The 24,578-nt window shown below is 46.4% G+C and carries 13 protein-coding genes and 2 pseudogenes; 7 read left to right on the top strand and 8 right to left on the bottom strand.

All coding sequences use genetic code 11. The features are described from left to right. Positions 1-400: 400 nt before the first annotated feature. Together L6439_RS03500 and L6439_RS03495 are read right to left on the bottom strand one after the other, a co-directional pair. Positions 401-1,197: pseudogene (locus L6439_RS03500) on the bottom strand (amidohydrolase); the annotation flags it as partial. 25 nt (positions 1,198-1,222) lie between these two features. Continuing rightward, a complete protein-coding gene (locus L6439_RS03495; RefSeq protein ID WP_213470420.1) occupies positions 1,223-1,672 on the bottom strand; it encodes a VOC family protein in 450 nt (149 codons plus the stop codon). 111 nt (positions 1,673-1,783) lie between these two features. Here L6439_RS03495 and L6439_RS03490 point away from each other — a divergent pair, with 111 nt between their 5' ends. Further along, positions 1,784-2,722, top strand: a complete 939-nt coding sequence (locus L6439_RS03490) for a helix-turn-helix transcriptional regulator (RefSeq protein ID WP_168179627.1) — start codon at positions 1,784-1,786, stop codon at positions 2,720-2,722. A 133-nt stretch (positions 2,723-2,855) separates the two neighbouring features. Here the strand turns inward: L6439_RS03490 and L6439_RS03485 are convergent, their stop codons facing one another. From L6439_RS03485 to L6439_RS03475, 3 genes are all read right to left on the bottom strand, one after another. Continuing rightward, complete coding sequence (locus L6439_RS03485; RefSeq protein ID WP_237096731.1) at positions 2,856-4,595, bottom strand: S8 family serine peptidase; 1,740 nt, start codon at positions 4,593-4,595, stop codon at positions 2,856-2,858. Positions 4,596-5,178: 583 nt separating this feature from the next. Then, a complete protein-coding gene (locus L6439_RS03480) occupies positions 5,179-5,958 on the bottom strand; it encodes a class B sortase (RefSeq protein ID WP_213470416.1) in 780 nt (259 codons plus the stop codon). 19 nt (positions 5,959-5,977) lie between these two features. Beyond that, entirely contained in the window at positions 5,978-12,385 is a 6,408-nt protein-coding gene (locus L6439_RS03475; protein WP_213470414.1) for a DUF7601 domain-containing protein, read from the bottom strand. A 575-nt stretch (positions 12,386-12,960) separates the two neighbouring features. On the opposite strand from L6439_RS03475, the gene scfA reads away from it, so the two are divergent. Together scfA and scfB are read left to right on the top strand one after the other, a co-directional pair. Next, positions 12,961-13,110, top strand: a complete 150-nt coding sequence (gene scfA, locus L6439_RS03470; protein ID WP_076321126.1) for a six-cysteine ranthipeptide SCIFF — start codon at positions 12,961-12,963, stop codon at positions 13,108-13,110. Positions 13,111-13,206: 96 nt separating this feature from the next. Next, a complete protein-coding gene (gene scfB / locus L6439_RS03465; RefSeq protein WP_213470412.1) occupies positions 13,207-14,586 on the top strand; it encodes a thioether cross-link-forming SCIFF peptide maturase in 1,380 nt (459 codons plus the stop codon). A 240-nt stretch (positions 14,587-14,826) separates the two neighbouring features. Here scfB and L6439_RS03460 read toward each other — a convergent pair whose 3' ends face one another. Continuing rightward, complete coding sequence (locus L6439_RS03460; protein ID WP_168179632.1) at positions 14,827-16,041, bottom strand: MFS transporter; 1,215 nt, start codon at positions 16,039-16,041, stop codon at positions 14,827-14,829. A 1,122-nt stretch (positions 16,042-17,163) separates the two neighbouring features. Between L6439_RS03460 and rsgA the strand changes: the two genes are divergently transcribed. Beyond that, positions 17,164-18,237 carry a ribosome small subunit-dependent GTPase A gene (rsgA, locus tag L6439_RS03455; protein WP_213470410.1) on the top strand — a complete coding sequence of 358 codons (1,074 nt, stop codon included), beginning with the start codon at positions 17,164-17,166 and terminating at the stop codon, positions 18,235-18,237. Further along, positions 18,234-19,244, top strand: a complete 1,011-nt coding sequence (locus L6439_RS03450; RefSeq protein WP_213470407.1) for an aminoglycoside phosphotransferase family protein — start codon at positions 18,234-18,236, stop codon at positions 19,242-19,244. Before rsgA ends, L6439_RS03450 begins: the two co-directional genes overlap by 4 nt. Before the next feature lie 2 nt (positions 19,245-19,246). Here the strand turns inward: L6439_RS03450 and L6439_RS03445 are convergent, their stop codons facing one another. Continuing rightward, complete coding sequence (locus L6439_RS03445) at positions 19,247-19,453, bottom strand: hypothetical protein (protein ID WP_213470405.1); 207 nt, start codon at positions 19,451-19,453, stop codon at positions 19,247-19,249. Positions 19,454-19,961: 508 nt separating this feature from the next. On the opposite strand from L6439_RS03445, the gene L6439_RS03440 reads away from it, so the two are divergent. After that, the gene (locus tag L6439_RS03440; RefSeq protein ID WP_213470403.1) at positions 19,962-21,461 is read left to right on the top strand and encodes an SIR2 family protein; all 1,500 of its coding nucleotides are present in this window, start codon (positions 19,962-19,964) and stop codon (positions 21,459-21,461) included. 115 nt (positions 21,462-21,576) lie between these two features. Here L6439_RS03440 and L6439_RS29610 read toward each other — a convergent pair. Further along, positions 21,577-23,113 (bottom strand): annotated as a pseudogene (locus tag L6439_RS29610) (IS1182 family transposase); the annotation flags it as partial. Positions 23,114-23,456: 343 nt separating this feature from the next. Between L6439_RS29610 and L6439_RS03430 the strand changes: the two are divergent. Beyond that, entirely contained in the window at positions 23,457-24,572 is a 1,116-nt protein-coding gene (locus L6439_RS03430) for a hypothetical protein (protein ID WP_213470401.1), read from the top strand. Positions 24,573-24,578 lie beyond the last annotated feature (6 nt).

The raw sequence follows: 24,578 nt of genomic DNA, 5'->3' as shown, positions 1-24,578 counted from the left end.
TCAACAGTTTGCAACATTTTTTGTTAAAAATTGTGGCAAAGTACCCATACATTCAAGTTACAAAGTGAACAGCTCAGAAAAATGGACAGGCTGCCTCTTCGAAAAGGTCGCATGCACTTTCGCATGCGAGTAACCTCGTCTAGAACATCTTCAAAGACTTGGCTGTCATGGACATATCCAAGCATTACTTTGACGCCGGATACAAAGGACACGTTTTTAATGAAACAAATATCCCCTCCGCCCAACACCGGAGATCATCACCAACAATCTCACGCTGTCAACCACGAGGGGATACCTTCAACACGATTCGATTTTACAAAACTAAGCTTGCTTTCAACGTTCAGAGCCCTAATCCACTCTCAAATGCTTCCTATAACCTTCCATCCATCAACTGCGCCCATCACTTCAACCCATAATACCCGCACACCACCTCCGCGACCGACTTCGCGGCCACGAGCAGCCCGTCCTCGTCGATATCGAACTTCGGATGGTGGTTGAAGTACACCTCTTTCGCATTCTTCGGCTTGCAGCCAATGTAGAAGAAGCAGCCTGGGATTTTATCCAAATAGTACGCAAAGTCCCCAGAGCCGGATAGCATATCGCCTTCAAAGATGGCGGTCAAATAATCGCCGACTCCGCGGCGGCGACGATCGCGTCATTGGCCATATGCGGCGAGGAGCCGTGGCCGCCTTTCCCCTGAATGCCGAGCTTGAAGTAGCTGCGGCCTGCCATCGCATATCCGCTGCGGTACATGACTTCACCAACATCCCCCGTAGGGAAGACGTGAACCCCGAAGATCTGATCCACGTCATCAAGCAGGCCGGATTCTACGATGCTCTTCGCACCCCCGGGAGGCGTTTCCTCCGCATGCTGGTGAATGATCTTAATCGTGCCGGGAAGCTCATCCTTGAGCTGAATCAGGCAGTCCGCAAGCACGAGCAAGTAAGCGGTATGCCCGTCGTGGCCGCAAGCGTGCATGACGCCGGGATTTTCAGAAGCAAAGGGAAGACCCGTCTCCTCCAGAATGGGAAGTGCATCGAAATCCGCCCGCAGCGCTATCGTCTTGCCCGGCTTGCCGCCTTGAATCGTGACGATAATGCCGTGCCCGTTTCCGGCTTCCGTATCCAGCTTCACGTCTTTGCCTTGATAGAAGCCGCGAATATATTTCGCGGTTTGTTCCTCTTGGAAAGATAGCTTACCAATGAATAAAAGGAGGCCGCCCTTATTGTAATCTCTCATCGAACATGAGTTGAATTTGAATGCCGAACGGATCTTCAATAATACCGTATGCCTTGCTAAACACGTTAGCCGATAAAGGAACAATGATTCTCACACGTTCATCTGCGGTCAAGCTCTTATAAAAAGATTCAATTTCCTCGAAGTCCGCACTTTGAATGCACAATGAGGTGTTGTTGCCAATGACATACTTTTCTGTTGCATCAATTGTATCTTCTGCGAGCATGACTCTGGTTTTTCCGATGGATAAGACAGAGTGAGCAATATAATCCTTATTTTCATCGGTAAGCTGCAGCGAGTTGTCGCGTTTTGCCATATCTTCGTAGGTAACAACCAACAATTCCGCGGCGTTAAAATGCTTCTTGTAAAAATCTATAGCTTCTTTTGCTTTTCCGTTCATGGATAAGAAAATAGCAGCTTCTAATGTGGCACTCATTGTTCAGTCTCCTTTTATATAATGATGAAGGCGAATTGATATTCATACCTTGAGCTTACTATAATATAGAAAGGTAGCAAAACATGACACCTTTACAAGGGGATTGAATGGATGAAGAAATCGGAAAGATTAAATGACATGATAAGATACTTGAACGGTCGAGAGTTCTTTAATTTACAGGACCTTATGGAGAAATACCATATTTCCAAAAGTACAGCTCTGCGCGATGTGAGTTCATTGGAACAATTAGGCATGCCTATTTATGCGCAGCATGGCAGACATGGCCGATATGGTATCTTAAAAAATAGATTGCTGTCCCCCATTACTTTTACGATGGATGAAGTGTATGCGCTGTACTTTGCTATGTTAACGTTGGAATCTTATCAATCAACCCCGTTTCATTTAAGCGTTACTCAACTTAATGAAAAGTTTGAAAACTGTCTTTCCAACAATCAAATCAAGCAGATTCATCAAATGAAAAAAATCCTGGAATTTGAAACATATCAGCATCATCATGTGAGCCGTTTTTTAGATAAGATACTCAAAAGCATTCTTCATGAGAGTACCTGCAAAATTCAATATGAAAAAAATAAGCGGACAAAAAGCTACCAGGTTCAATTTTTCAAAATTTCCGCCAAGTTTGGTCAATGGTATGCTGCTGGAGTCGAGCGACACACGAATAAATATCGCGTATTCAGATGTGATAGAATAACCGGGATCGAAGAGGAGGACAACAAGTCACGCTTCTCGATAGATGAACTCCTTGGTCGTTCATTAGAAATGTATCAGTCGGAGATGAGTATTGCGTTTGAAGCAGAGATTTTAGAACAAGCCAAGGATCTGTTTTATAAAGAGCATTATCCTTCGATGACAATAGAAATTGGTCATAAAACCGTTATTAAGGGATTCTATAATCCAGGAGAAGAGGAGTTTATCGCGGACTATTTTATGAGATATGGCCATCAAGTGATATCCGTGAAGCCCGAATCCTTAAGACAACTTATCCAGGATCGAGCAGAGAGTCTCTTTAATCACTATCAAAAATTATAAGCGTTTTCCCCGCCCCGATAGGGGAATCAACTCATTCTTTTTCCATTATAATTTCGCGAATAAAAGCGCCTTGCAGACGGATCTGCGAAGGCGCTTTGTTCGGGGAGCGGTTCCCCGGATCAATTGAACAATGCTATTTCACTAACCATAACGCCGGTACGTTAAGCGGTTCCCAGCCCGCCATCGAAAGATGTTCTTGAAGACACTGGTACGTTGCTCCGTCGTAGATTACTTCCTCTCCGATTTTATACGATATCCCTGGAGCCCAAGTCGGAGACGGTTGTGACGAATCGGAATCCGTCGTTACCGTTACGGCGTTGCTTGCTTCGGAACGGTTCCCTGAGGCGTCTACCGATCTAACCGTGAACGTATATGTGGTATTGGCCGTCAAGTCGGTAACCGTCGCCGAAGTAGTCGTGACTGTGGCAGCTAACGAGTCTCCGTTATATACTTCATAAGCGGTTACGCCCTCGTTGTCCGTGGGAGGATTCCAGCTAAGCGATACGCTTGTGCCAGTTTGGCCCGTGGATATTAAATCGCCAGGTGCGCTCGGGGCTGGCGTATCGCCCCCGCCGGCTGCCGCTAGCACAGCAGCGTGCGCATCAACAATGCCATGCCCATACTGATCAGAGCTTCCGGCAGGCTGCGCTGTATTCCGGAGAATATCTCCGGCCGCAGCAGGGCTCAGATTCGGATTGACCGATCTCATCAGCCCGAATACGCCAGTCACATGAGGGGTTGCCATCGAGGTTCCAGACAAGGTTGTGTATTGGCCGTTCTTATATGTGCTGTATATGTTCGACCCAGGAGCCATCACATCAAGACCCGGTCCATAATTGGAGAAGCTTGAACGCGTTCTGCTCGAGGTAACGGAACCAACCGCGATTGATCCGCTGTAAGCTGCCGGATAAGAGATGCTTGGGCGTCCGTCATTGCCCGCAGCCGCCACCACGATGGTGCCCAAGCTGACTGCGGTTTGAATCGCTTCCTCCATCCCGCGATCGTAGCCGCCGCCACCCAGCGACATATTGATGACATCGGCTCTAATATTAGCGGCGTGAACAATGCCTTGTTGAACGCCATACATCGAACCGGAACCGCTGTCGCTAAGCACTTTAATAGGAATCAAGGTCGCGTTCTGCATGACGCCTGACACCGATCCATAACTGGCGATCGTTCCCGCGACATGAGTGCCGTGCCCATTACCATCGTTTGTGGTACCGCCTACAAAGCTGCGGCCCAAGCTAGTATTCACCAGATTTTTCAAGCTAGGATGGTTGCTGTCAATTCCCGTGTCAAGCACGCCGATCCGCACTGAGCTCGACCCGGTCGTAATCCCCCAGGCTTGCGGAACCTTAATCATCTCATAATGCCAGCGTTGGTTGTTGTGAATATCTTGAGGTGAAATATCTTGCGCGGTTGCGGTTTCAAGCGCGTACATTTTGCGGTTTTCCGAGATGTACCGAACATTGAAACCGAGGTTCTCTAATGTTTTCTCCAAAGTGTTTTTTGCGGACTCGATTGACTTGTAGTCCTTTACAGAGTACTCGACCAAATAGACCAAGCCCATTTGCTCTATCGCCGTAGCCCTTACATCGCTATCCAGCGCTTGCACCGAGAAAGTGTCGGCATCCTGCCCGAACAGTGAATCGGCAATAGCAAAACCGCTCTCCGTGAGCGAATCCGCTTCCATCAATATATCATCCACGCTTTGGCTCGAATCCATGAAAGGTTCCTCGAGCGACACTACGAGTTGACCTTCAATATAATCAGCCGAGTGACCCTGAGCGGGGCTGCCAAACGACACCCCTGTTAATAAAGTGACCATTAACAAAATGGCGGCTAAAACAGAGCTTAGAAACTTCTTCATCATTATCCCTCCTCCATGGAAATAAATAATTTGTGCTGCTTTCTGGTGTTCAGCATAATGAAATAGAGTTTGTCACGATGCTGAGAAAGCGCATTCAAGATTTAGATTTATCAAGCCTCCTTTTTTCGGTTCTACCTCCGTGAGATTTCCTGGCTCCCCCCTTTCTTAATGTCATTAATTAATTGGGATTTTCGGTAAATAAATTACTCTTTTTCCCAACTGTCTTTATTTTACCACCATTTTTTTGGAAAAGTAAACAGAAAATTTAAAAAAGCAAATTGTCATCTATACGATGAAAGTCCGGAATGGGGGTTGGCATGCGCGGGCGGAAAGATGACGTTCTTATCTGGGGGCCTGCGGAATACGCAAAGTATCTTCGTAACCGCGGCTGAGAAAGTCGCGCTGAATCCTCATGATGGCTAATTCCCGCCGGGCCCTTGGGAAATGGCTCGAAAATGTAAATAATGCCCTTCCGACCTCCTATTGGGAAGCGAAAGGGCTGAAAAGTTTGCTTTCTCGTTCTTCAGAGTTTGGCGAAGAAGTTCCGCTACGTTATTGTTCACTTGAGGGGGTAAGCCCATCATCGTCATGTACGCTTTCGGGCGACCACCGCTAACCGGCCGTCTTCGGTCGAGTATTCACACGTAGACAGAACAATAAGCTTGTCGCCATACCGGGCTGTCACGCCGGTGTCGTATAGAGCGAGTTTTTTGATGTTCTGGATATATGATTCAAACTCGTCGGATGTTCCTGCCTTCTCAATCTGGTAGTATTTAAAAACGTCGTCCGTTTTGCGATAAACTTTTGAGAGAATAACGGCAACAATTTCATATTCTTCCTTCTCGTAAAGCGAACTGAACTCGATTTCAGCATGTTCCTTATAATAGCTTTCTTTCTTATACTTCATCAAATCCGCAAACAACGCGCCGCTTTTCATGTGATGTCCGTGAATCAGCAAAATGTCTGAACCGTTTATCCGGCTGTGTTCATCCAAAAAGGGGAGTCCGTTTTTGTTTTTCTTTTTATCGAAACCATGATTGAGATAGTATTGCGCATCCTGCTGGTTCTGCATAATCGGGTAATCAATTCGGCTGCCGTCAATTTTTAGCCAACCGACGATGTCCGGGTTTCTCTTGTAAAGCTCTTGAAATTCGGGGAGCATAACCGGCTCATGCGACTTCGGGATAAAAGGTGATGGTGTTGCTGCACCCTCGCCTGTCTCCGCTTCTTTTTCCCGTATTTCTGCCAACTCTTTAATTTGCTGCTGTTCATCATAATCCTGCAGGTAAGTTCTCGCCATCGAGACGAGAGAAAAAACCAACAGAACAGTGAAAAAGGCGGTAAGAATTTTTTTCGTTTTGCTCATTTTCTTACCGCCTTTCCTGTTACTGAATGTTCTTTTTCTTCTTGCCGCTGAGCAGACAGAATCCGATCGCCATCAGGGACATCAGTGCCAAAGCCATATAGAAGATTGGCGATGGGCTATTATCTCCTGTTGTCGGAACATTGTCCAGCCCGTTGTTACGGTGGCCGGCTCCGGTGTTGCCGTTACCGGTTCCGGTGTTGCCGTTGCCGTTGCCGGTTCCGGTGTTGCCGTTGCTGGCTCCAGTGTTGCCGTTGCCGGTTCCGGTGTTGCCGTTGCCGGCTCCAGTGTTGCCGCTGCCGGTTCCGGTGTTGCCGCTGCCGGCTCCAGTGTTGCCGTTGCCGGTTCCGGTATTGCCGTTGCCGGTTCCGGTATTGCCGTTGCCGGTTCCGGTGTTGCCGTTGCCGGTTCCGGCGTTGCCGTTGCCGGTTCCGGTGTTGCCGTTGCCGGTTCCGGCGTTGCCGTTGCCGGTTCCGGCGTTGCCGTTGCCGGTTCCGGTGTTGCCGTTGCCGGTTCCGGCGTTGCCGTTGCCGGTTCCGGCGTTGCCGCTGCCGGAACCATTAGTCGGCGTCAACTGTACATCGTAGCGTACGATGTCGCTTCCGACCGAGATGGTTGGGCTCGTATATGTCACATACCCGGATTTGGTTACAACCAGATAATAATCCGTGTCCGGGAACACCATATAGGCATATGCTCCGGTTGCGTCGCTCTTCTGGCTTGGGCTGGCGTTATCGTTCGGAGCAAAGCCCGGAATCACAGGCAACGTTACTTTCGTGCCCGGAACGATACCGTTCGCTATATTCCTCGGGGTATCCGCATAATACAGCGTCACTTCAGCGCCTTCGATGGTTGCGCCAGTGGTTGCGTCCGTAATGATGCCATACGGGTCAACGAGCTCCTGCGAAATATTCAATTCACCGTTCGCTTTCACGTCCAGCTTCGCATCCCGAATAAGCGTCAGTTCTTTGCCCGGCTCAAATTCATAACGTACTTCCATCGTATACTTACCCGTGGATAACCCTGCCGCAGAGAATGTGCCGTTGTTTTGCAAAGGGAATGCTTTCGGAACGCCGTTCTCCGAAATATAGCTGCCGTTCTCATCCTTCAAGTAGACGTGCAGCTTGCCGGCCAAGGCATTGTTAAGGAGCGAAGTCTTCCCATCGGGCTGCTTGAAGAGCACGATACCAACCGCAGTGATTTCTGCCGGAATGAGGTTCCCCTCCGTTGTGGGATTGGTGCCCTCAATGTATGCCTTTTGTGTGAATGGAACAGGCGTTGATATCCCGTCAATGTCAACCATCTTACTGTAAGAAATGGTATACTCTTCATCCCGCTGAACTGGATGGTAGTATTTTCCCTCCGAATCGGTGGTGATCGTTTGCTCCTCACCGGTCTTCACGTTCTTCACGATAATGACCGCATTGGGAATGACCAATCCCGTATTATTGTCCCGCAGAACACCCGTAAGCGCCGCCGGCATAGCGATGACGATTGCCTTATCCTCGTTGTATGGCACACCCGATGGACTGGTGGCTGTGGTGGTCGCAGTGATCTCGTGCTCCTTCGGCGTTGTATCACTCAACTTCGGCGGCGTATAGTGAATCTTTGCCTTGCCGTCTTCGTCGGTAACCGCCGTTCCTATTACCGTACCATCCTCCAGCTTAAACACAATCTTCTTGCCCTCTACCGGGTTGCCATCCGTTCCCGTGAGAGTGGCTGTCAACTCGGAGGGAGTCTTGCCGTCTCCAGGCACCTTCGCAGTTTTTGGTTCTAAGGCAAGCGTACCAGGAAGGTATCTGGCATTCACAAAAGGAACCTGGGCGATTTCATCCTCCTTGATATTGCCTGTATACTCCCGGCTCTCCGGGTCGGTCGTATAACCGTCCGACGTATAATCCGCTTCGGTTACGATATACAAGGTGTCCTTGAGGATGCCCGCAATGGTAACCGTCTGTCCGTGCTTGAGCAGAAGCTTGTCTCCCGATCGGATCGTTCCTGTAGTACCGTCAGGCTTCGTATAGGTATACGTTCTGTCTGCACCTGCTCCGGTGAAAGTGACGGTGTACTCAAATTCCTTGTTCACATCGCCGCCGTTGCCTGTCACCGTATTTCTGATCAGCAGGCCGCCAGGCAAATCTCTATGATTGACGAAATTGGCTTCGGCCGTTGTCGCCTGCACGATGCTGCCGGTAAGTGTCAGCTCCGCCGGGGTGGTCTCGTAGTCCTCGCTAGTGTAAGCTGTCTGCTCGACGGTGTAAGTAAGTCCCTCGGGCAGGTTGTCCACAGTGACCGTCTCGCCGTGCTTGAGCGTGATAGTCCCGCCGGATATGATCGTTCCTGTACCGCCGTTCGACTTGGTATAGGTATACTCATCTCCTGCGCCATATGAACCTGTGAAGTTTACTTTGTAGGTAAACTCCTTATGTTTGTCGCCGCCGTTACCGGTCACTGTATTACCGATCAGCAGACGGCCGTATACCATCCGAGTGTTGACGAACGGTGCCTTGTGGTCGCCATTCCCAACGATCGTGCCGGTATGAATTCCCTTCGCCGGGTCAGTGCTATAGCCGACTGCCGAGTAATCATTTTCGGTTACGGTGTATACCAGATCCTTGGGCAGTTTCGGAATGACAGCAGTTTGTCCATGCTTCAACTGGATATTATCGCCGTTTTTGATCATTCCGCTCGTGCCATCTGGCTTGATATAAGGATAACTGTCACCCTTGCCCTCACCCTCAAAGGTGATGGTGAACACAAATTCCTTATTCTGATCGCCGCCGTTGCCTGCCACCGTATTACTGATCGTCAGCTTGCCGGCAATAGGTGTTGGCACGATTAGCGGATTATCAGAGGTTACTTTTACCCCGTCTACCCAGATGGGCTTCCCGGGTGTGTTACCTACATACACCTGATAAATTCGTGTCGTCGGCAACCATGTCGTTGTGTCAATATAGGTTTCCTTCAGCTCATAATAGCCTGGATTCGGAAAGAGCAAATTGAGCTTGCCGTCCTTGCCGGTTTTTCCACTAGCAGCTTGCGCTCCGCCGTCTTTCTTATACAGCGTAAACTCTACGCCCTGCAGCGGATTGCCGTCAGGGTCCACCTTTTTCAGCGGCAGCAGAGCATTGGTGCTCGAACTGCCGGCTACGTCAGAACTGTCCAGCGTGCTCTCACTTTTGGCGCTGATAGAATTCAGCTTATCATCGCCCGTCAGCTTTACCTCGTTGCCCATTTTGTCGCCAGCTTTCGCTTTAGAAGGATCAACCTCTGTTTGGTACACAAACTGGTAAAACTTATTCGGGTCCTTCATTTTGAATTTCAGAACTGTCGTGCCGCCCGCGCCCGGTTCGGCTTCCACCTGAACTTCACAATTCGGGTCGCTGAGATTCAGTGCTGCACCGTCCCGCTCCAGAGCACCGCTCGCAGTCAGCTTGGCACGATAAACCGCCATGCTGGGTGCTATCAGCACAAGCTTTCCAAATTCATCATAGCGCAGATTCATGCCTGCACCTAGAGTATCCTGTAAATAAACGCCCTGATCCATGTTGAATGGCGGGGTATAGTTCACTGTCCATTCCAGCACCCCGGGAACCGGCTTAGTTACCGACTTGCCCAGCGCCTGAATCGGCACAATGACCTTGCGCTGTTCGGTTACCACCTTTTCCACTCCGCCCCATGTCATATGCAGGTCGGCTTTGTTATACAGCACCTGCCTGTCTGTGCCGTTGGTGGTGTATTCCTCCAAATATTTCTCCAGAGCCGCATTGGAAGGTCTTGCCTTAACCAGAATGACATAAGGGCTTTCCAGCTTGGAGAAGGTGAAGGTGCCTACGTTGCCGCTATGGGAGAAACTCACCACATGAGCAGGGTCGTTCGGCTTGATGATTGACACAGCGTTGTTTCGAACCCCATAGCCGGTGCCTCCGCCATTGTCCGAATAGCCCTTATAAAGCTCAAAATCCTTCCCCTCGGAAAACGGAACGAACTCCCAGCCCTCAGGCAGGGTGTCCACCAGCTTAATGTCGCTGATCACCCGATTGCCGCCTTCCTTTGCCATCTCGACCGTGTTGTACCCCGGCATATTTACCCCTAGGCGGAAGGTGACGGTCTTGGTCGTCCGGTCATAACCAGCCAAAGTGTATTCGTCGCCGCTTGATGAGCCGTCATAACCAATATAGCGGTTAACGTCGTTCGGGGTATACCATGTGTCAGCCGTCCCGTCCTTCTTCATAGGATAGGATGCCGTAAGCATATCCTTGTTCAGCATACGCAGGTGAAGGTTGATACTGTTTTGCGTTTGTTTTACGGTCTCGCCGTCAAAGAGCAAAGCCCGGTTCCAGCGTGTTTTCTCTGCGTTAATATCCTGCCTGAAGAGAACGTCCGTGTTGGTCTCCAGTGCACGGAAGCTGAAGGATGCAGCTTGGTCGGTGGTGTATCCGGTCGCCTTAATCAAATCCGCCACCACTTTACCGTTCACTGTCAAAGGAATAGCCTTCAGGGTCAATCCGTTCGCGCTCTTGAGGGTATCCTTGTGATACTTCTTCCAAAGCTGCGCAGTGGTTACATTTTCTTTGATTTTCGCAATCGTTTCCGCGCTCACCTCGCCGGTTTCATCCACCGCGTCGTTCAAGACGTTCAGATCTCCGCCATGCACCAGCACATCGTATACCACCCCATTTGGCAGGGCATACTGTGGCGTTAGGTTGACGGTCCATGTGATGCCGCCTAGGTTGAAATCCTCCATCGAGATAGAGCCTGCTTTTGTGAACGTGTGCGCCCCGACGGTGATGATTGCCTCGTCAGTTACCGCGTTGGGTCTTGTACCGGTTGTAACATCGTTGTTCTGTATGAAGTTTCCGTTTGCGTCCTTCGTATCCAAATCCCAGTTGGCCCGGGGTATGTTGGTAAAGCTGGAGCCGCTTTTCACTTTGGACTTAATCACCAGCTGAACTTTACCGTTTACATCCCCGAAGAAGTACACGCTGTTTTCATCCGGGGTAATCGGTCTTACTTCAGATGCCACCCCGTCCTCCCATTTCTGATATGTCGCTGACACGAACTCTAGACCCGCGGGCAGCACATCTGTAATGGCAAGGTTTTTTAATCCCTTCTTGTTATACCGGTTGACATCGGCAGTCCATGTGATGGTTTCATTTGCATGGTCATACACGCCGGATGCTTGAATCCAGTCGGGTGCAAAGGAAATCTCTTGACCTGCACTCGCTGAAACAGTGTCATCGCTCTGCTTTAATTGCACTTTGCCGTTCATGTCCCGATAGCTGCGGCCAAGATTCCCCGGTGGATTCTTGTACTCGTAATAGTAAGCTTCCTTTGGGATCCACGTCTTAAACTCAACCTTCGGATCTGCACCGGTCCCCGCCGGGAAGATGTAGCTCAGCTTACCGTCGGCGTCGATATCCGGTTCTACCGCTATGTCGTTGACCTTGAAGGAACCATGCACATAGATACCGCGGACATTGCCAAAGCCGGTATTATAAGATGCAGGGTCCGTAAAAAACTTCGTCCCGTCGAGCGATAGCTTGAGTGCTTTATCAAACTTATCGAAAGCAGAGGCGGTTGACTGCCAGGTAACCGCACCCTCAACAAATTGTGCGGGTTGGATACCGCGATAGCCATACTGATCCCACTTGATCATTCCGGGCGAGCTCAAGGTGATGCTGTAATCGGGCGTAACGTCCGGGTTTTTTAGCTGGTACGCTCCCCCGAAAATGGAGATAGGCCTTGACTTGCCATAATCTAAGCCCGCTACATCCGAATTGGCGGTGGTTTCAAAGCCGAAGGTAACCCCGGTTCCCACGCCGTTGAAAAAGCCATCGTCGCCATTAAACACAATCTTGATGCTATTCGGGGTGAAATAGGCCGTGCCAAGCGGTTTCACGCCAACTTCAGTTGTTGCCATCAAGGTTTTGGTAGCTGTCGGCAACACCACTTCCTTGAAGTAGTCATCCCGTCTGAGTTCGATCCAGTCCCCCTTCTGAATGTATAGGGCTGGATTCGCATTCGTCGGATCATCGTCATCGCCATTCACTGGCACCTTGAGGCCTTCCGACATGAGCGTGAATGGCTGTCTGCCCTGGATAGTCCCGCCAGGCTCAATAACAGCAAGGGGAGTTCCCTGCTTCACCTCCAGCGGAAAGGTTGAATTCGCTCCCATAAACACCGCTGTTTTGTCCGATGGACTAGCTATTGCGATCGCCGCGAAGCTGGCCGGCGCATCATACACTGCCTCAGTTACCGACGGTTCTGTCGCGGTCGGTGAGCCAGTCTCGATGACTGTTTCCGTCCCGGAATCGACTGGCGCGCTCTCCGCATATACAGGAGCAGAGAACGTCACCGATTGCAAAATAAGCAAAACCGCCAGGCAGAAAGACAGCATAGAGTTGCTTATACTGCGTTTTCGCTTCATTGCAAAATTCTCCCCCATTTTCCGAAGTTTTTGTCGATAACAAGATCACCTGCCCAATATCATGTACAAGCGAATAGACATAAGCTATTTTGCTTGACCCGGCTTCCCTTCACATCTTCGAAATCTTGCGGAGTTCGAGATGACCGGGCAAGCTCCGTGGGGATGCAGGCGGTTGATCAATGCTTATAATTTTCCTCCCTCCTCACCTCGACCATTTTTCGCCATCAAATCCTGAAAAATTACAGAATCCATCAAGTTTAGACAGCGCATTTCACTATTTTACTAGGACGACCTATACAAAACTTATACAACCACTCGACAATCGTAACTCATCTTCCGGGCAGGCTTATTTAGGGGAAAATTGGAAACGAGTTCGCGACATATCCGAGCATCCGAACTCGTAGCGGATAGGGGCGAGAGGTGATGCCAACCATCAATATTAGGTGCTCCACATGTGTGGAATGCTGACGGTACGTTTCGGTGTGACCTTTTTGATTGCTATGCATCCAAAGTTGTTGCTACGATAGTTGAACGCAGCAAGGTAAACTAATGAAATGGCAGAGGAGTTATTCATAATGAAAAGAATTGTAACACTGAGCACACGCAAACTGATGGACACTGCAAAGCACGGCGGATGCGGCGCTTGCCAGACATCTTGCCAGTCTGCTTGCAAGACTTCCTGCGGCGTGGCCAACCAGCGTTGTGAAAACGCAATGAACAAATAGAATATGAAACTCACCGCCGTCCTTCAAGGACGGCGAAGTTGTTTCTTGCTGGATAGCCGTTGCAATTTGTAGGCAAAAAGGAGCTTGATTCGCAGTATGATTCATCAATATCAACTGAACGGGTACAACATCGTGATCGACACTTATAGTGGCTCAGTGCATGTTGTTGATGACCTGGCGTATGAGATCATTGCGCTTTATGAGCATGCAACACCCGAACAAATCCTGACGATAATGAAGGAAAAACATTTCTCTGAGGAAAGCATTCGTGAGACCGTCTCAGAGGTCGAGGAACTTAAAAACAATGGGCAGCTCTTTACAGAGGATGCGTATGAGGAACTGGCCATCGATTTAAAAAAACGAAAAACGTATGTGAAAGCGCTCTGTCTCAATGTCGCGCATACTTGTAATCTATCATGCGAGTATTGCTTCGCCAGCCAAGGGAAATACAATGGCGATCGAGCAATTATGAGCGTAGAGGTTGGACACAGAGCTATCGATTATTTGCTGGAAAATTCGGGCCATCACCGTAACCTGGACATAGACTTCTTCGGCGGGGAGCCGCTTATGGCTTGGAAAGTCGTCAAAGAGATTGTAACGTACGCACGAAGCAAGGAGAAGGAATGGAACAAAAAATTCCGCTTCACCTTCACAACGAACGGCATGCTGCTCAACGATGAGGTCACCGATTTTTTAAATCAGGAAATGTACAATGTCGTCTTAAGCCTGGATGGAAGAAAAGAGGTTCATGATCGGCTGCGCACAACCGTTACCGGCAAAGGCAGTTATGATTCTATCGTGCCGAAGTTCCAGGAATTCATCGAAAAGCGGGGAGACCAGGAATACTATGTACGGGGAACATATACGCGAAACAATGTCGATTTCACCAATGACATCTTCCATATTGCAGATCTTGGTTTTGACAAAATCTCGATGGAACCTGTCATCTGCGATCCGCGGGAACCCTATGCGCTTACCGAGAACGATCTCCCGGAAATTTACAACCAATATGAAATTCTCGCCAAGGAAATGATTAAGCGCAGCGAACAAGGCAGAGGGTTTACGTTCTATCATTACATGCTTGATTTCTCGGAAGGCCCTTGCATCCAGAAGCGAATCACAGGCTGCGGATCAGGCACAGAATACCTCGCTGTCACGCCATGGGGCGAACTGTTCCCATGCCACCAGTTTGTCGGGGATGAAGCGTATAGCATGGGGAACATCTGGGAAGGCATCACTCGGCCTGAGCTGCAGTCCCAATTTAAAGAGAGCAACTGCTATACGAAGCCGGAGTGCAAGGATTGCTGGGCTAAACTTTACTGCAGCGGCGGCTGTCCCGCCAATGCCCTGCATGCGACGGGCTCCATCAACGGAACCTGCGAGTTTAGCTGTGATGTTTTCCGGAAACGGATTGAATGTTCCCTGATGGCGAAGGTTGCGGAGTCGATTAGAGCGATGGAAGAGAATCCAATGTAGATAGATGACAGAGGGGCACCGGCCCCTCTTTGCTATTCGTCCGTACTTGTCTGTCATATGTATCGGAATCATTTTGCGACACATACTCATGCAGAATGATTTGTATTGCTTTCAAAATGCGAAAAAGTGATCTATTGCCTACGAATTGCCTGAATGTGCTTGCAATAGTTCATACCATGCCAGGCGCACATAAAAAAGAACGAATCCCTGTTGTGTGGAATTCGTTCCTTCATGCTTAAATTATTTCACTTCAACGGGTTGCAAAGCCTCACTTGACTCTTTTTTTAGAGTCAACATGACGATAAGGGAAATGCAGTATAAGGCAGCTAAGTAGATCATTGCGACCGTCATATCATAACTTTGAAGAATATAGCCGACAAAGATGGGTGAAAACCCTCCAATTGCTCTGCCGAAGTTAAAAATTGTGTTTGTCGCTGTACTTCGAATCTGCACAGGATAGAAGCTGCTAATTAAAGCTCCATACCCGGCAAACATGCCATTCGAGAAGAAGCCGACAATCGCGCCACCGATTAAAATGGCGACACTTCCGGCAGCATAGGAGTATAAAAAGACAGCACATGCAGAGGCAAGCAAGAAGATGCCAAAGGCACGCTTGGCACCAAACCGGTCCATAAACAGACCGAACGTTAGCATCCCGACAATCATGCCAACCGCAGTACTAATGGTCCAAAGAGCAGAGCTTGAAACGGATAAGCCTTGCGATTTCTGCAGCATGGATGGCAGCCAAATCATTAAACCATTGTAGCCGGCAATTTGCACCGTTGCCATAATCATCAAGGAAATTGTCGTCATCGTTGTTCTAGGCGTTTCAAATAGTTGAGCCAGCTTGCCTTTTTCATGTTGCCTGTTGATTTCTTTATTTTTCTGGGCAGCCAGCCATTCCGGAGATTCCTCAAGGTTCTTTCGCACAATAAAGGCGAAAATGACAGGTACCACGCCGACAAAGAATAAAGCTCTCCATCCTAAAAACGGAAGAATAACAGCACTTAGTAACGCCGCTAAAATAACCCCGTACTGGGCACCTACACTAACATATGCGGAAGCTCTTCCTTGTTTATTCTTCGGCCAAGCCTCGGCAACGAGAGCCATGCCAATTCCATATTCTCCTCCTGCGCCAAGACCTGCGATAAATCTGAACATATAAACTTGTTCAATATTCGTTGCTAATCCAGTTAATGCCGTCCCAATTGCAAACAAAAAGACGGTATTCGTAAACACTTTTACCCGCCCATACTTATCAGCTAAAACCCCAAAAATAATACCGCCTAGCAGCATGCCAATATTCGTTATAGAAGAAATCAGTCCACCCGTTGCGAAATCAATGTTAAATTCCGAAATAATCATTGTCATCGCAAAGGAAATAAACATAATGTCCATTCCTTCCAACGTTAAACCAGTTACTGAAGCTGCCACTGTTTTCTTACGATAATCCATTCTAACGTTCCTCCAGTTTCTTGTTGATCTTTTTGCGTGTTTGAGGGAATGGATTACATAAGACTTTTCCATTCTCTTTTGAAGCCTCACGGGACTCCCTTTAAAAGAGGTACTAAAAATGCCCTTCTGCAAGGGCAAAAGGGCATGCGAAAACATAGATATTATTAGCCTTACAATATCACGTCGCCCTTTTCAGCCTCTCTGGACTGCATTAAAGGAAATTTATTTCGTGATACATACTAGCAAAATAGAGCAGATAATGTCAACTTCCATTTCGTGCTATATGAGTAAATTAATATGTGTGGTTTGCAATACTCCCAATCTTGACATTATCGAATACAGGCATGTAAAAATTATAATCCTTCTCTAAATCATCATATGCGTGAAATTTAGATTCTTCTCAATTAATAAAGTTAATAGTATTAGTAAAGTTAATTATTTTATAATTATGCAATATTAGGATATTGAGATTAATTTTTATCAAATTTGAGAAAAGGCTTTTATAATTAAAATTTCTCCTCCCATATCCAAATTGGCTCCATGACATCTTGCGTATACCATCCATATCCATATTTTGACGGAAACTTTTGAGCATGCGTCATACTCATCAGATCCGATGATTCTTTGCTTATCAATACATTATTACGCACTTCAACACGTCAGGTCGTCATCGACGCCGTTTCCTTCAAACAACTTGAGGAAGCGCTCACGCTGACTTATGATGCACGCGAGTTCTTTATCTACGATAGACTCGATGGAGCAGGCCGACACAATCGTGCTGTCAGGCATTGATTTTTTTTCCAAAAGGGCTTATTCTATAGACAGCTTAGCGATAAGCAAGTTCCTGACACGAAGGGAGATGTGTTTTAATGGCAACTACTTATATGGTGGTTAGGTCTTAAAACTGAATAGCAGGCATACGCGAAAAAAGCGGGACAACGCCCGTATTCTTTGGTATGCCATTCAAAGTAACCTTTCGTGAATATTGCTGTTTGCAGGATACGATGAAGGTCGTATCTTTTTTTGCGTCCTGATGCCGCGCGACAGCAGCTTCTTTAGAGGCTGCTTGTCCGTGGCATTTTTGCGTTCAAAAAACAACAGTAAAGGAGCTAACAAAAAAACATGATGGATTTGAAAACCTATGGCTACACAGAAATAGAAACAATTCCCGATGGATTATTGCCCGGCAGGGTGACGGAGCTTCGGCGCGAGCGCTTCACGGTCGTGACCGAGCGCGGCGAAGTGACGGCGGTACTCAAAGGAGCGTTCTATCACAGCGCGGAAACGCGTGTAGACTTTCCGTGCGTCGGTGATTTTGTCTTGCTGCACTACAACGAGAGCGGAGATTCTCTCATCGTTACGGTACTGCCCCGCCGCTCCAAGTTCTCACGCGCGGATTACTCAGGGCATGCCGCAGGCTATGCCAAAACCGTACGGGAACAGGTCGTTGCAACCAACTTTGACTATGTGTTTATCCTTTCTTCCCTGAATTGGGATTTCAAGGTTACCCGCATCATGCGGTACCTGACACAAGCCAGGCAGAGCGGCGCCCAGCCGGTCGTCATTCTGACCAAGGCTGATCTCGTTGAAGACTATAATCTCCCGCTCGCAGAAGTCACACAAAGCATCCCTGATGTGCCGGTTCACGCGATCTGCAGTCATACTGGCCTGGGGCTGAACGAACTCGCTCCCTACTTGATGCCTGGTAAAACAGTCGTCTTTCTCGGCATGTCCGGCGTCGGTAAATCGTCCCTGCTCAATGCGTTGATGGAACAGGACGTCATGAAGGTTCAGGCGATCCGGGAGATCGACAGCCGGGGGCGGCATACGACAACGCACCGTCAGCTGTTCATGCTCCCCTCCGGTACGATGGTCATCGATACGCCGGGTATGCGTGAGCTAGGGCTATTTAATGCCGACGAAGGCATACGCGCAAGCTTTACCGATGTAGAGAAATGGTTCCCGCAATGCCGATTTACGGATTGCCGCCATCAGACCGAGCCGGGCTGTGCCGTTCTCGCCGCGCTTGCCGACGGTTCGTTGACGCGTGAACGGTGGGAGCAATATGTTGCCCAGCAGCATGAGAACAAGTATGTCCAGGATAAAACGAGCTACCTCATCGACAAGAGGGCTCGAAACAAAACAATCGCCATATTAAGCAAGCAAACGAAGAAAAACGGAGGATGGAAGAAATGAATATTACATCGCTAATCTATGCCTTAAGCCGACGGTTCAAGAAGGATATCATCTCTGCCGACTGGAAAACCATGCCGTTACAGGGCGGAACTGTGGGAAATGTGTCCCTGGTAACGGGGATCGCCGAAACCGCGGATGGCGAAAAATTGCCGTACCGTATCGTGCTGAAAATCCAGAAGAAATGGGAGCGTTACGGAGATCCGGGTTCATGGCGCCGGGAATATGATCTCTATGCGTCTGACTTGGGAGCGACGTTCTCGGATGCTTTCCGCTGGCCGACATGTTATCACGCCGAGATCAATGCCGAAGAAAATGAATTCCAGCTGTGGCTGGAATATATCGATGGCGTAACCGGATTAGACTTGACCGGTGACATGTATGAACAGGCCGCGCTGGAGTTAGGACGCTATCAAGGCAAGCTGTATGCGGAGCAGCCCGCTGTGCTGCAGAGCCTGACCAACCTGAGCCACCCAGATCTCATGAAGAATACGTATCTGCATTACCGGTCATGGCCGGTCGTCTACGATTATATACGGTCGGAGGACTGCGAATTGCCGCAGCACGTGCGGCAAATGCTCATCGACATCGATGAGCACGCAGACGAGATACTCGCCCGCATCGAAAAATTGCCCCTCGTGCTATGCCACCGGGACTTCTGGGTGACCAACCTGATCTATGCCGACGGGAAAATCGCGCTCATCGACTGGGACACATCCGGATGGGGTTACTTGGGAGAGGATCTCGCAAGCCTGATTGCGGATGAAGCGGATATCGATCACATGGTCGAATACTACCAGCGATGTGTCCCCGCGTATTACAAAGGCTTTTCGGAGTATGCGGATGTATCCCCTATCGCTGATCATTGCGTCTACGAGATGATCCTTCTCGTATTCGGGTACAGGCTTGTGGAGTGGTATCTCCATACAGAGGACGATGACGAGAAGACGAAGCATGCCCATACGCTCCAAAAAATCTATGAAATGAAGACCAGCCCTGTGCAGGGTTGACTCTAAAAAAGAAACTCCGAAAACCCTTGAATGTAGTGGGTTTTCGGAGTTTCTTTCATTACTCCCATTCGATCGTCGCCTGCGACTTGCTTCTCTTTATATACCGCTTCCGTTACGGCAAGAAGTTTAATGAAACCCTTCTTTTCTTCTTTCCGCTTCTCACTTTGCCTTGATAATGACTGAACCTGTCTTTCCACTTGTTTAGCCAATGTTTTACTTTGAACTCTAGTTGTTCAATATTGATTGGATGTCAATTCTGCGTTTCAAACTTATTATATTAGACTTACTGGAACTAGGGTGGACGGGGAGGATTTATTTCGTGTTGCCAAGACTACTTGGATAGATGGATTCCGAAAAAAACAGTTCATCAGTTACCTCTTATGGACGAACACATTGCTAGCTTTCAGTTTTTCGACCCGAATGGAAATCACTTGGGTATATGGGGCGAATGGTCAAAAGAAGAAACCGATAAGTAATAAATCAAGAGGGGAATTGCCCCTCTTCATTTTATCCGCCACTACATCTCTGATTTAATTGTCCTTCCGCACTAACAGTGAACAGCACTCCACATGTGACGAGGTGACAGGGAGTACAGTTAAACGATGGAATGACATTTACTCAGCTTTTATACATAGAACATACTAGTAATATATCAACTTCTTCAATATACTATATATTGGAATTAGCTTTATAAAACCACGAAGACCGGAGAGTTATATGGATATAAAAATATTTGTTGATGAACTTCTAAATACTAAAAACCCTTCTTCATCATATGCGATGATAGAAGCTTTAATTTTCAAGGTACTATCGCAAGTTTTTCAAGATAACAATAAAGAACTCATAACAAACTACAGAATCAAGGGTAAAGGCTTGTTTGAGTTTGATGCATATGCCCCCGATGGATTTAGAGAATACGAAGGGGCAACTGTATTTGAGATTAAACTATACCGAAATAAAAACTCACTAAGAATGATTTACGAAACATATAATAGGCTCTTGAATGTGATAAAGTCTTCAGGAGTTAATGTACAAAACATATTATTTATTCTTACCGTAGAACTTACTGAAGAAGAAAAAATGAATATCATAAAAAAATTGAGCAATGATAATTTAATTAAGATTGGTATTTGGGATATAAGTAGTCTTCAAGAAATGTTTAATAATTACCCTGAAGTTGTATCGAAAGCGGTTGAAAATATATTCGAACTTGTATTAAATAATCAAGTTTTTCAAGGCATCAACAACGAACCGGATTTTAATGAAAATCAAAGAGATAAACATATTGATAATCTTAGAAACTGTTTCTTTGGTGATGAACTAGTTTTATTTTTAGGCGCAGGAGTATCGCGGGATGCGAAAATCCCAATGTGGGACAATCTAGTATCAGATTTATTGGTTTCGTTATTAAGCAATAAACTTAAGGAATTTAATATCAATTTATCTGAAAATGAAAGGGATTTCATTATAAAAAACCTAAAAGATTCTAATGGAAACTCTCCACTCCTTATGGCACGTTATATTCGACAAGGGCTACAAGAATTATTTACTGAGACGCTAACAAAGATTCTATACAAATCGTGTGTAAATGAATCTAACATACTAACTGCTATAACCAAACTTTGTAAGCCAGTTCGAAATGGAGTAGGTATACGAGGTGTTGTAAATTATAATTTTGACGATTTAATTGAGTTTAACTTTCAAAAACATGACATTAGTCACCGTGCCATATTTCGAGAGGGTGATATTCCAACAAGAGATGAATTAGGTATATACCATGTGCATGGATTTTTGCCAAGGGATGGAATAGGTTATACCAATTTAGCTAAAAGTCTTTTGGTTTTTTCAGAAGAAGGGTATCACAACTTAATGCTAGACCCATATAGTTGGTCAAATTTAATTCAACTAAATTATTTGAGAGAAAACACTTGCCTGTTCATTGGATTATCATTGACAGACCCCAATTTAAGAAGACTACTAGATATTGCTTCAAGAAAGCAGGAAAGCGATATCTGTAAACATTATGTAATCTTAAAAAAAGAGCTATATCACAAGAAAGACTTAGATGTATCTAATATTGACTTGAGAAACATTCAAAAGTTTGATACTGTCAATCAGAAATTGCAAGAAGAGTATTATAAAGAACTCGGGCTGAACGTAATTTGGATCGAAGGCTATGATGAGATTCCAAGTATTCTTGGAAAAATTAGAACATGATTTAATCTTCTATTAGATTGGGGCTGTCTCATAAATAGTTTTTACTCCCTGTAGGATGGCCGTAAAATTCGAAAAAAGGTCGAGTTAGGGGGTACACTGGTTCCCCTACTCGACCTTTTTGCTTCATCACTGCCCACTTGAGCAAATTAGGGGCAAGGGAAAGCCACCCGACCTCGAGGCTTACTTTTGACAGGCCTCGAAGCAGAAAGCGTCTGAATCCTCTGTTGTTTTTCATTTGTCCAAATACACGTTCCGGTTCGACCATTCGTCGAACCGACAGGGCATATCCTTCTTCGCTCCGCAACTTCTCCCTCGCTTGTTGCTTAGAGCGGAGATACTTCATGCTTACTCGGATTTCTCGATTCCCTTTGGCCTTGGTGCAGGCTGCTTTGAGGGGGCAATTCGATCAATCCTGACTTCGGTAATGCCTAAGTTTGATTTCATAACCACTCTCGTTTTTTTGCTTGCTCTCATACCGGAAGCCAAGAACTTGTCCACCGGGACACGTCCATGTATCCGTTTGTTCATTGTATTCCCAATTGTCGATCTTGCTGACATCTTGTTTCCATTTCTTTGATTTTTCTTGATGATACGTGCTGTATTTCACGATAGCCTCTACGTTTTCTTCGTCCAAACAGGCGTAGTTCTCTTCGCTTCCATAACCCGCGTCTGCTATAATCGTTCCCGGCAGCTTGCCCAGCGCGTTCTTCACTTTCTCTAAATGAGGTTTCATGCAACGGGTGTCCGTAGGCCGCTGATGCAAACGGTATCCGACCACAAACTGATTTTCGGTGCCAATTTGTACATTATAACTAGGCTTGAGCTGTCCATTTTTCATGTGGTCTTCTTTCATTCGCATAAAGGTAGCGTCCGGGTCGGTTTTACTGTAGCTGTTCCATTCTCCGAGCACTTCCTGATGATGTTCATATTTTTACAAGCGAGGCAGGAGATCTTTACGCCACAGCCGAACTGCTTTTTTGAGCGGTTTGTTTTTGGGTTGCTTTTGCAGCTTTTGCTCCAGGTGCTCTACGGCTTTCTCCAGCTTCTCGCTCGTGACCTCGCTCGATTCCCCAAGCTCTCGTAAATCTTGCCCTTGCAGATCCTGCTCTTCCTGACGCCCCGCTTCTTCAATGCTTGCAAAACAACGTCTTTACTTTTTCTTGCACTTTAGTTTTGGGCTTTACAACGGCTTTTCCCCAGACAAAGGTATACTTATTGGCATTGGCTTCGATTTTCGTCCCGTCTACAAAGTAATGTTCGAGCTTAACGTAATTTTCCTCGACAAGGAAACCAAGAATGGAGGTGAAAATCTGTTCGAGCACATCCTTCATCCGCTCGGACCCAAAGCGGTTGATGGTGCGAAAATCCGGGCGTTGTCTGGCTGCAAGCCACATGAATGGAATATTCTCACGCACCGCTTTGGCAATTTGACGAGAAGAATAGATACGCTAGGTATAAGCGTAGATGATGATTTTGGTGAGCATTTTCGGATGGTAGCTATGACGTCCGCCGCCTGGATAAGCGGAGGCAAAGATCTGATCATCCAGACGATCCACCGCTTGATTGATCATACGAACGAGGTGATTTGCAGGGATATCTTCTTCCAAGTCCATTGGCAGGCACAGTTGGTTCATGTTATATTGAATGTACAAAGAAATCGTTCCTTTCGTAGATGGTTGGTGGTACTTCCATTTTACTAAAGAACGATTTCTTTTTGTTTTACATTTTTGAGAAAAGGGGTGTCCCGTGTCATTTTCAATGACTTTTGGGACACCCCCTTTATCCGCCACTACATCTCTGATTTAATTGTCCTTCCGCACTAACAGTGAACAGCACTCCACATGTGTGGTTTGTGTAAAATGGACAAAATTTTGATGTGGCAGTATTCGCTAATTATTTTACGCCAACCTAATGCGATTTCACAGTTCGCCCTTAGGGTGGTACTAACGTTATTTATCTGCTACAATTTTCTATATATGTTTACGGAGTGATTTCATGGATACACTTTTGTTTGGCAACGGCATTAACATACAATTTGGTGGCGCTGACAATCTAAATAAGTCAATAATATTACGGGCAATTAGAAGTACAAAAGAAGCCGATTTTCCCAAGCATATCATTGTAGATGACCCAGAACTAATTCTATCGTTATTAGGTTATCTATTTTTAGAAGTACGATCCATACTCTCTAATCAATATAATAGATTTGCTTTTTCAACCGACGAGAAATTTGCTCTACATGATTTTATTCGTAGATATGGAAAGTGCAAAAGTTTATCTATTCCAAATATAGGATTTGAGGACTATTACTTAATATATGACCTCTTTTGCTATAAAAACAAGATAGTTAATCCAGAAAAATACTATATCAGAGAGGCTCTAAAAACTTTCTTTCTCTATTCTATTTATAATCAGGGGAAAGTTAACGAAATCTATAAAAATTACCCTGCGTCATTAAAAAAATTCTTTTCTAAGTATGATTATCTATTCACAACTAACTACGATAGAAATGTTGAAACCTTCTCAGAAAAAAATGTTAATTACTTGCATGGGGCATTCCACATAAAAGCCGATGTTTACAATCAAGAATCGCTAAGGAATAAGTTAAGTGACAGCCCAATGAAAAATTACAATCTTGATGAAGATTTTTATTACCTCTATTCAAATGCTTTAACTACTTACTGTGGGAACTCGAAACTTTTTGTGATTAAACAAGGGATGCAGGCGAATGAAGCAGTAGAAAAGATGGCTCTTGCCTATCAAAATAACCCTGTTATAAAAAAATCTATAGATGAATGGGAAAATGACACAAATGAAATAGTAAGAAAATTTAATGAAGCGACAAAATTAAAAGGCGAAAATCCAGATTTGAATTTTAGTGAAACATATCCAATTAAAGAATTTGAATCTATTAGTGGCAACCTTACTGTGGTCGGATTATCGCCTAATAATGATACTCATATATTCAATATGGTAAACAACAATCCTAATATAAACGAAGTTAACTATTATTTTTATGATACAACAGAAAAGGTACAGATGGGCGAACTAATAACAAACCACCCTATTAACTTTTTTGATGTTCGCTTGCTGTGGCAAGACTACAGGTAGGTGACA

The organism is Paenibacillus dendritiformis, from assembly GCF_021654795.1.
Taxonomy (GTDB): Bacteria; Bacillota; Bacilli; order Paenibacillales; family Paenibacillaceae; genus Paenibacillus_B.
The sequence above is the reverse complement of the archived record's forward strand: the minus strand, read 5'-3'. Positions and strand labels throughout refer to the sequence as shown.

Coding starts and splice junctions, on each gene's coding strand:
- scfB (WP_213470412.1), top strand. CDS start 13,207: ATGATTCATCAATATCAACTGAACGGGTACAACATCGTGATCGACACT.
- L6439_RS03440 (WP_213470403.1), top strand. CDS start 19,962: ATGGATATAAAAATATTTGTTGATGAACTTCTAAATACTAAAAACCCT.
- L6439_RS03450 (WP_213470407.1), top strand. CDS start 18,234: ATGAATATTACATCGCTAATCTATGCCTTAAGCCGACGGTTCAAGAAG.
- L6439_RS03480 (WP_213470416.1), bottom strand. CDS start 5,958: ATGAGCAAAACGAAAAAAATTCTTACCGCCTTTTTCACTGTTCTGTTG.
- rsgA (WP_213470410.1), top strand. CDS start 17,164: ATGATGGATTTGAAAACCTATGGCTACACAGAAATAGAAACAATTCCC.
- L6439_RS03475 (WP_213470414.1), bottom strand. CDS start 12,385: ATGAAGCGAAAACGCAGTATAAGCAACTCTATGCTGTCTTTCTGCCTG.
- L6439_RS03460 (WP_168179632.1), bottom strand. CDS start 16,041: ATGGATTATCGTAAGAAAACAGTGGCAGCTTCAGTAACTGGTTTAACG.
- scfA (WP_076321126.1), top strand. CDS start 12,961: ATGAAAAGAATTGTAACACTGAGCACACGCAAACTGATGGACACTGCA.
- L6439_RS03485 (WP_237096731.1), bottom strand. CDS start 4,595: ATGATGAAGAAGTTTCTAAGCTCTGTTTTAGCCGCCATTTTGTTAATG.
- L6439_RS03490 (WP_168179627.1), top strand. CDS start 1,784: ATGAAGAAATCGGAAAGATTAAATGACATGATAAGATACTTGAACGGT.
- L6439_RS03495 (WP_213470420.1), bottom strand. CDS start 1,672: ATGAGTGCCACATTAGAAGCTGCTATTTTCTTATCCATGAACGGAAAA.
- L6439_RS03430 (WP_213470401.1), top strand. CDS start 23,457: ATGGATACACTTTTGTTTGGCAACGGCATTAACATACAATTTGGTGGC.